8 protein-coding genes are annotated in these 6,768 nt (G+C 70.7%); 5 read left to right on the top strand and 3 right to left on the bottom strand.

Going from position 1 to position 6,768, the window contains the following annotated elements; genetic code table 11:
* Nucleotides 1-181 precede the first annotated feature (181 nt).
* The 5 genes from FJ658_RS08140 to FJ658_RS08120 all read left to right on the top strand — a co-directional run bounded on the left by FJ658_RS08140 (nucleotide 182) and on the right by FJ658_RS08120 (nucleotide 3,597).
* The gene (locus FJ658_RS08140) at nucleotides 182-469 is read left to right on the top strand and encodes a hypothetical protein (protein ID WP_141144845.1); all 288 of its coding nucleotides are present in this window, start codon (nucleotides 182-184) and stop codon (nucleotides 467-469) included.
* A 221-nt stretch (nucleotides 470-690) separates the two neighbouring features.
* Nucleotides 691-1,629, top strand: coding sequence for a hypothetical protein (locus FJ658_RS08135; RefSeq protein WP_141144844.1), 939 nt, complete (start codon nucleotides 691-693; stop codon nucleotides 1,627-1,629).
* Nucleotides 1,630-1,718: 89 nt separating this feature from the next.
* The gene (locus FJ658_RS08130; protein WP_141144843.1) at nucleotides 1,719-1,994 is read left to right on the top strand and encodes a hypothetical protein; all 276 of its coding nucleotides are present in this window, start codon (nucleotides 1,719-1,721) and stop codon (nucleotides 1,992-1,994) included.
* A 557-nt stretch (nucleotides 1,995-2,551) separates the two neighbouring features.
* Complete coding sequence (locus FJ658_RS16640) at nucleotides 2,552-2,740, top strand: hypothetical protein (protein ID WP_141144842.1); 189 nt, start codon at nucleotides 2,552-2,554, stop codon at nucleotides 2,738-2,740.
* Nucleotides 2,741-3,003: 263 nt separating this feature from the next.
* Nucleotides 3,004-3,597, top strand: a complete 594-nt coding sequence (locus FJ658_RS08120) for a hypothetical protein (protein WP_141144841.1) — start codon at nucleotides 3,004-3,006, stop codon at nucleotides 3,595-3,597.
* Between the two features lie 109 nt (nucleotides 3,598-3,706).
* On the opposite strand, the gene FJ658_RS08115 is transcribed toward FJ658_RS08120, so the two are convergent.
* The 3 genes from FJ658_RS08115 to FJ658_RS08105 are packed head-to-tail and all read right to left on the bottom strand — an operon-like array spanning nucleotide 3,707 to nucleotide 6,734.
* Nucleotides 3,707-4,654: a type II secretion system F family protein gene (locus FJ658_RS08115; protein ID WP_255447627.1), complete on the bottom strand. Its 948-nt coding sequence runs from the start codon at nucleotides 4,652-4,654 to the stop codon at nucleotides 3,707-3,709.
* Nucleotides 4,642-5,508, bottom strand: a complete 867-nt coding sequence (locus tag FJ658_RS08110) for a type II secretion system F family protein (protein WP_141144840.1) — start codon at nucleotides 5,506-5,508, stop codon at nucleotides 4,642-4,644. The genes FJ658_RS08115 and FJ658_RS08110 overlap by 13 nt, the downstream gene beginning before the upstream one ends.
* Nucleotides 5,505-6,734 carry a CpaF family protein gene (locus FJ658_RS08105; RefSeq protein ID WP_255447626.1) on the bottom strand — a complete coding sequence of 410 codons (1,230 nt, stop codon included), beginning with the start codon at nucleotides 6,732-6,734 and terminating at the stop codon, nucleotides 5,505-5,507. The genes FJ658_RS08110 and FJ658_RS08105 overlap by 4 nt, the downstream gene beginning before the upstream one ends.
* Nucleotides 6,735-6,768 lie beyond the last annotated feature (34 nt).

Raw genomic sequence — 6,768 nt, 5'->3', positions numbered from 1 at the left:
ACGACCCGATGCTAGGACTCCACCGAACCCGGGACAGGTCATCTCCGCGCTGATCTCGCACCCGCCATCGAGAACGCCGGGACATGAGCACCCAGACCACCAGCACCGCGACGCAGTGGCTTGCACCCACGGTGCGCGCGGTGCAAGCAGTGCTGAATCGCCGATCGACCCGGATGCGCCGATGTCGATCGACGACACGGCTGATCTGCACCAAGCCGGCACCGTGCGCCTGTATCGGAGCATCGTCGCCGGCGACCTGGACACCGTGCAGGTGGACGGCCGGGATCACCTGACCCGGCGCGCGCTCGAGACGCAATTCCGCCGGGCGCCGAAGCCGCTGCCCGAGGGGCAGGATACGATCCGCCAGCACGCCGAGCGCATCGCCGCCGAGGCGCCGCCGCTGAGCGACGAGCAGCGTCAGCTGACCATCCGCGCGTTCCGCAGCATCCCGGACCAGAGAGCACGTTGAGCCGGCCACCTCACGCCGTCGCCCGCTTGAGCTAAACGCGCGCGCGTATCACCGGCAGGTGCTCGCCGCATGTCGGCGCTTCGCCCTACTGACCAAATCTCACGTCATCGGTAGCGTTCCCACCGCATCAAACCGATCGACCCTGGGAGGTCATCATCCGCACCACCGCAATCAAGCTCGGGCTCGGACTCGCGCTTGCCACTTCGCTCTCGCTCGCATCCGTGAATGTCGCCAACGCGGCTCCGGACGAGGCCAAAGCACTGGAGTCCACCGCCACGGCGGCGGTCCCCGACCACGTCGAGGATCCTGGCGCTGCGCTGACGCTCGCCTCCGCCGGCCGCGGCACCGTCGCGGCGAGCGACACCAGCGCCGTCAGCCTGCCGGCCACCGCCGACGGCACGATCGCCCTCAGCGCGATCGACGGCGGCAACCTCGTCAGCACGGGTCTCACCATCGGGCTGCCGGACAACGCAGCCTACGGCTCTGCCCGCACCACCCCGACGTCGGCGAGCTACGAGGGCGACCGCGCCTCGAGCGTGGCTCAGCCCTTCGCCGATGGCCTGCGCATCAGCACGATCATCCAGAACGCCGAGTCCCCCGGGAGCTACAGCTACGCGCTGCCCGAGGACATCACCCCGGTGCTCCTCGCCGACGGCTCGGTCAAGCTCGCCGCCACCTTCGTCGGCGAGGCCGCCGACGAGAGCGTGACTATCGAGTTCGGCACGGTCGCTCCCGCGTGGGCGACCGACGCCAAGGGCAATGCCGTTCCGACGCATTACGAGGTCGACAAGGGCGAACTGCGCCAGGTCGTCGACTTCACCGCCGACACCGCCTTCCCGGTCGTCGCCGACCCGACGTTCTGGTGGGGGTGGAACGCGTTCGTCTCGAACAGCGTCCACCACAAGCTCGCGAACCTGCTCGCGATCGGTGCTGGAACCGCTGCGGTCGCAGCCGTGCTGGTCGGCCTGATCCCGAACGCCTACGTGCAGACTGCGTCGAAGATGGCCGTCGCCATGATCGGAGTCGGGGTGGCGCTGTTCAACGGCTGCAACGCGAACGGACGCGGCGTGATCCTCGGCTGGACGTACCTGGCCGGCGGCATCCCGCCGCAGCTCGCACCCTGGTGGGTGCGGCAGGGCTACTTCTGCCTGCCCCAGTAGCCACGCTGCCCACACTGCGGCGTCGAGCGGGCCTCGCCTCGAGTCCTGCTCGACCCGGTGACGTAACCTGCATCGAGGAGGTGCTCACGTTGTCTTCTGTCATCGTCTCACTCGTCGTCGCTGCACTGGTCGCCGGATCCGTGATCGCGAACCGACGCCGGGGTGAGCGTTCTCGGCTCCTTCTGGCGCTCGCGATCGCCGCCCTCGTCGTAGCCCTCGCCGCTGTCGTGCTGGAGATCTCCGGCACAGCCTCGTGGCTCACGATCGCGGCGACGCTGCTCGCTGCGTTGCTGGCCGTCGCGGCAGTCACCTACGAAGGGCTGCGTCTGCTGATGCGCAGCCCGGAGCCCAGCGACCAGACCTGATCCACCGGATCGAGCAGAGCCCCTGCAGCGACGCTGCAGGGGCTCTCTGCGTCTCACAGCGCTCGTGTCGCGCGGCGCTCGAGATCGACTGCAACGACGCTGTTGACGTGAATGACGTCATTGGCTCCATTGGTGCCATTGACTCCAATGGCGCTATTGACGCGATTCGCGCTACTGACGTCGACCGCAACCGGCTCCACTTCCGTCGACGACGGTGCTCGGACGTACTCTCATCCCGCACGGGCCAGCGCTGATGTTCGACGGGCGGACCCGCCTGGCGGCTCTCTCGCGCGTCCTCGCCGGCAATCGGCAGGGAGAAGCTGATCCGCGCGGATGCGCTCGCCCAGGTCGGCAGCAGACGCTTCATCGGGTACCTCCCGCAGACGCGCCTCGCCGCCGAGGTGATCTGGGAGATGTACCGCGCCAGAAAACAGCGAGCTCTCGCGGAACGCAGTCGATCCGCAGGGCCGCGCAGATCCAGCACCCCAGTTCGGAGCGATCGCCGGGGCGATCCTGCGCGGTTCGACGGCGAGCCGCACGGCACAGCTGGACCGCGCATGCCGGAGGAACCGCGGTGGCATCCGGTCCTCGCCACCCGAGAGTCGCCGACCGGCACCTGGACCCTCGTCGCTCCCGACAGTCGCGAGTACGGCCGCGTGCAGATCCTGCGGCGAGGTCCCGCCGCAGAGGCGAGCCTGCCCGCGCAGGTTGGGCCGGCTGCGCAGCAGGTCGTCTACGGCGCCTGAAAGCTGCCGTCCGCCGAGCACCTCGGCACCTGGAGAACTCTCCTGGAGGCGGTGTTCGCTGTGCATGCTGCGTTTGTGGACGCGCACGGCCTGGCGCTGCTGCCGCCGGTCACGCCCGCGGCGCACGTACGGCTCGGCGACGAGCCGCCTCCGCGACGGTACTGAGCTACGAGCCCAGAGCACGGCGCCGCCTGCGCCAGTGCTGACAGATCTTTGGATACTGCGGTGCCCATCGGCTTCTGAATCGCCCGTCATCAGGCGCCGTGGGGAGTCTCCAGATACTGGATCTCACGAGCGCGAGCTCGGTCGGCGCGGCGCTCGACCGCGTCGGCATCGCGTGGAGCTGTAACGCCGACGGCGACATCCTGGTGCGCCTTCGCCGGCCCGAACCGCAGTGGATCGACGCGGTGTTCTACGAGATCACTCCCGGCTACTCGATACGAGGCGAGTTCCTCGATGCGACCACCGTCGAGGAACCGGACGGGACCACCCGCTGGGAGGTCTCGCCGTACGGCCCGGCCCCGACGGGGCTGACGCAGCGGATCGCCAACCTGTACGTCATGCCGAAGCCTGAGGGCCTCGGCGTTCAGGCTCACGGATCGATCGAAGGCCTGCCTCCGGCGCGACCGATCCGCATCAAGCTCATCCCGGGGCGACCGCAGATCGACAGGATCGAGCCGAACTACCCCGGACTCGTCGGCAGGGGCGACAGCAACGGCTTCTGGATCGGAAGCGGTATCCAGGGGTCTCGTATGGAGGACGCAGAGCTGCTCCACTTCGTGCAGATGATGTTCCAGGCCTCGATGCTCATGTTCGACGGCGAGTTCACCGGCTGGGTTCAGATTCCTGAGGGTTGAATGCAACCGATCTCGCCCAATGGCGGAGGTCTCGCGCGAGAACGAGCCGATCGGAAGGGATGATCTGCTCACTTCTGGCATGCATGTCGTTCAACGAAGTTCGCTGGTCTCAGAACCCGAGTTGCAGCACGAGGATGCCGGGGAAGATCGCGAAGAGGACCGTGATCGGGAGGATCAGGAAGACCAGAGGCACGAGCATCGCGACCTCCTTCTTGCCCGCCGACTCGATCAGGGCGCGCTGAGCGTCGCCGCGCACATCCTGAGCCTGCGCGCGCAGCACCTCGACGAGCGGGGTTCCGCGGTCGAGTGCGGGGACGAGCTGGTCGACCGTGCGGGAGAAGGCGGCCACGTCGAGCGTGCGGGCGGCGCCCGACAGGGCGGTGGTGAGCGGGATGCCGCTGTTGACCTCGGCGATCACCCGCCCGAGCTCGGTCGCCAGCTCGCCGTTGCCGGTGCGCGCGACGCGGCGGAGCGCATCGCTGAGGCTCTCGCCCGCCGCCAGGGCGAGCGTGAGGAACTCGAGCACGGTCGGCAGCTCCTCGGCGATCCGCTGGCCCCGGCGCCGTGCGGCGCGGGCGAGCAGCTGCTCGGGCGCGAGCAGGCCGAGTGCCGCGCCCACCACGACGATCGCGGCGCCGAGCACGAGCGGCAGCGTGCCCACCCGCAGACCCCAGGCCGCGACCAGCACGCCGAGTCCGGCGCCGCCGAGCGCCGCGAGCAGCTGACGCGACCGGAACGCCTCGACCCCGTCATCGCGGCCCGCCTGGCGCAGGCGCGCGGCGATCACCTCGTCGCCGCCCAGGATGCGCGACACGGCGTCGCGAGCAGGGCGCCCGACCGCTCCGGCGAGAGCGCCGAAGACCGGGCTGGGCTCGGCCGGACGCCGGGCGATCAGCTCGCGTGCCTCGGCGGACACATCGAGCACGAAGGGGGCGACCCGCTCTGCGAGGCGCGGGCCGCGCATCCGGGGCACGAGGCTCGACAGCGTCCACAGCCCGAGTCCGAGCAGGATGCCGACCGGCACCGCCCACGCGATCGCGGGACTCACGAGAACCACCGCTTCTCCTCGGGGAGCCGACCGACGGCGAGCATGAGCCGGTAGGCGACGATCGACACGAGGAAGCCGCCGACCAGCAGCGCGGCGCCGAGCGGCGAGTCGTAGGCGCGCGCCGCCTCGGGGCGGGTCGCGAGGAGCAGGAGCACGATCCACGGCGCGGCGACGCCGAGCCGTGCCGCGTTCTTCACCCAGCCCTGACGTGCTTCGACCTCGGATCGCAGCGCGGCATCCTGGCGCAGGTAGGCCGCGAGCCCCCGCAGCACGGTCGTGAGCTCGGTGCCGCCGACCTCGCGCGCCATGCGCAGCGTCTCGACGATGCGATCGGCGACCGGGTCGGCGAGGCGATCCTTCAGCCCGTCGAAGGCGACGCCGAGGTCGCCGGTGGCCTGCAGCTCGCGATCGGCGGCCGCGAATGCCGCGCGCGTGGGCGCGGGTCCGCTGCGGCCGAGCTCGGCCAGCGCCTCGGGCAGGGACATCCCCGCGCGCACCGCCGACACGAGGTTGTCGACCACATCCGGCCAGACGACGCGCGTCGCACGACGCCGCCGCCGTGCGCGCCAGCCGAGCAGCACGAGCGGGAGCACCGCACCGACGAGCGCGCCGACGGCCGCGAGGGCCGGCACCGGAGCGAGCGCGAACACGACGGCACCGCAGGCGATGCCGCTGAGCGCGCACAGCACGATCATGACGATCGGCGACAGATCGCCGAGTCCCGCCTGCACGAGACGCTCGCGCAGCGCCCGCGCGGCCCGCGACGGCTCGCGCGGCGCGCTGGGCTCCCGCGCGGGCCAGAGCAGCGGCGACGCGATCAGCACCAGCCCGGCGCCGAGCAGGAGCCCGAGTGCGATCGTCATCGCGCGACGCCCATCAGAGCCCGCGGATCGAGTCCGTGGCGGGCGAACTTCTCGGCGCGGGCGGGAGGCTCGCCGGTCGGCGAGAGCTCTCCGGCCACGGTGCGGAACAGCGGTGTCGACGGCACGGTCGCCCCGATCACCGAGCCGGTCGGCGCGACGATCTCGGCGATCCTGCGTCGTCCGCCTCGCTCGAGCTCGCAGTGCACGACGAGGTCGATGCTGCCCGCGACGGTCGGCACGACGAAGCCCGAGTCGATGTTGCGGCCGGCGAGCAGCGGCAGCGTCGAGAGCTTGACCAGCGCATCCGCGGCGCTGTTGGCGTGAATGCTGCACATGCCCGGCAGTCCGCTGTTGAGCGCGATCAGCAGATCGAGCGCCTCCGCCTCGCGCACCTCGCCGACCACCAGCCGATCCGGACGCATCCGCAGCGACTCCTTGATGAGCCGACGCAGGGTCACCTCGCCCGTCCCCTCCAGGGACGGCTGACGGCACTGCATCCCGACGATATCGGGCGCATCCAGGTCGAGTTCGAAGGTCTCCTCGACCGTGACGATGCGCTCCGAGTCGGGCACCTCGGCCAGCAGGGCTCCGAGCAGCGTGGTCTTGCCGCTCTGCGTCGCGCCCGAGACGAGGATGTTGAGTCCGGCGAGAACGCACAGGCGCAGGAAGTCGGCGGCGCGCGGCGGCACCGACCCGAGCTCGATGAGGGTGTCGAGGCTCCGGATGCTGCGTCGGAACTTGCGGACGTTCACGCTCCAGAAGCTGCGAGTGATGTCGGGGATCACGACATGGATGCGCGACCCGTCGGGCAGGGAGGCGTCGACGAAGGGACTGCTCAAGTCGACGCGCCGGCCGCTGCTGTGCAGCATCCGCTCGACCAGACGGCGCACCTCGGCGGCATCGAGCACCAGGGGCGTCCGCTCGGCGACGCCGTTGCGGGCGATGAAGATGCGATCGGGTGCATTAACCCAGATCTCCTCGACCTCGGGATCGTCGAGGTAGGGCTGCAGTGCGCCGTAGCCGGTGAGCGTCGCGACGACCTGCGCGGCCACCGCGTCTTCGTCGCGCAGCATCGGTGTGCCGCCGCCGAGGGCGCGCTCGCTGTAGCGCCGCACCTCGTCGCGCACGTAGCGCGACGCGAGCGCTCCGTCGCCGCCGAGGTCGACGCCGTCGCGGCGCACGCGGGTGCGCACCTGCTCGGTGATCAGGGCGACGGGCGACTCCACGGCGACAGCCTGGCGCGATCCGCGTGGTCGTGCG

Origin of the sequence: Schumannella sp. 10F1B-5-1, from assembly GCF_006517535.1 — a bacterium.
Taxonomy (GTDB): domain Bacteria; phylum Actinomycetota; class Actinomycetes; order Actinomycetales; family Microbacteriaceae; genus Schumannella.
The sequence above is the reverse complement of the archived record's forward strand: the minus strand, read 5'-3'. Positions and strand labels throughout refer to the sequence as shown.

Coding starts and splice junctions, on each gene's coding strand:
- FJ658_RS08110 (WP_141144840.1), bottom strand. CDS start 5,508: ATGACGATCGCACTCGGGCTCCTGCTCGGCGCCGGGCTGGTGCTGATC.
- FJ658_RS08140 (WP_141144845.1), top strand. CDS start 182: ATGTCGATCGACGACACGGCTGATCTGCACCAAGCCGGCACCGTGCGC.
- FJ658_RS16640 (WP_141144842.1), top strand. CDS start 2,552: ATGCCGGAGGAACCGCGGTGGCATCCGGTCCTCGCCACCCGAGAGTCG.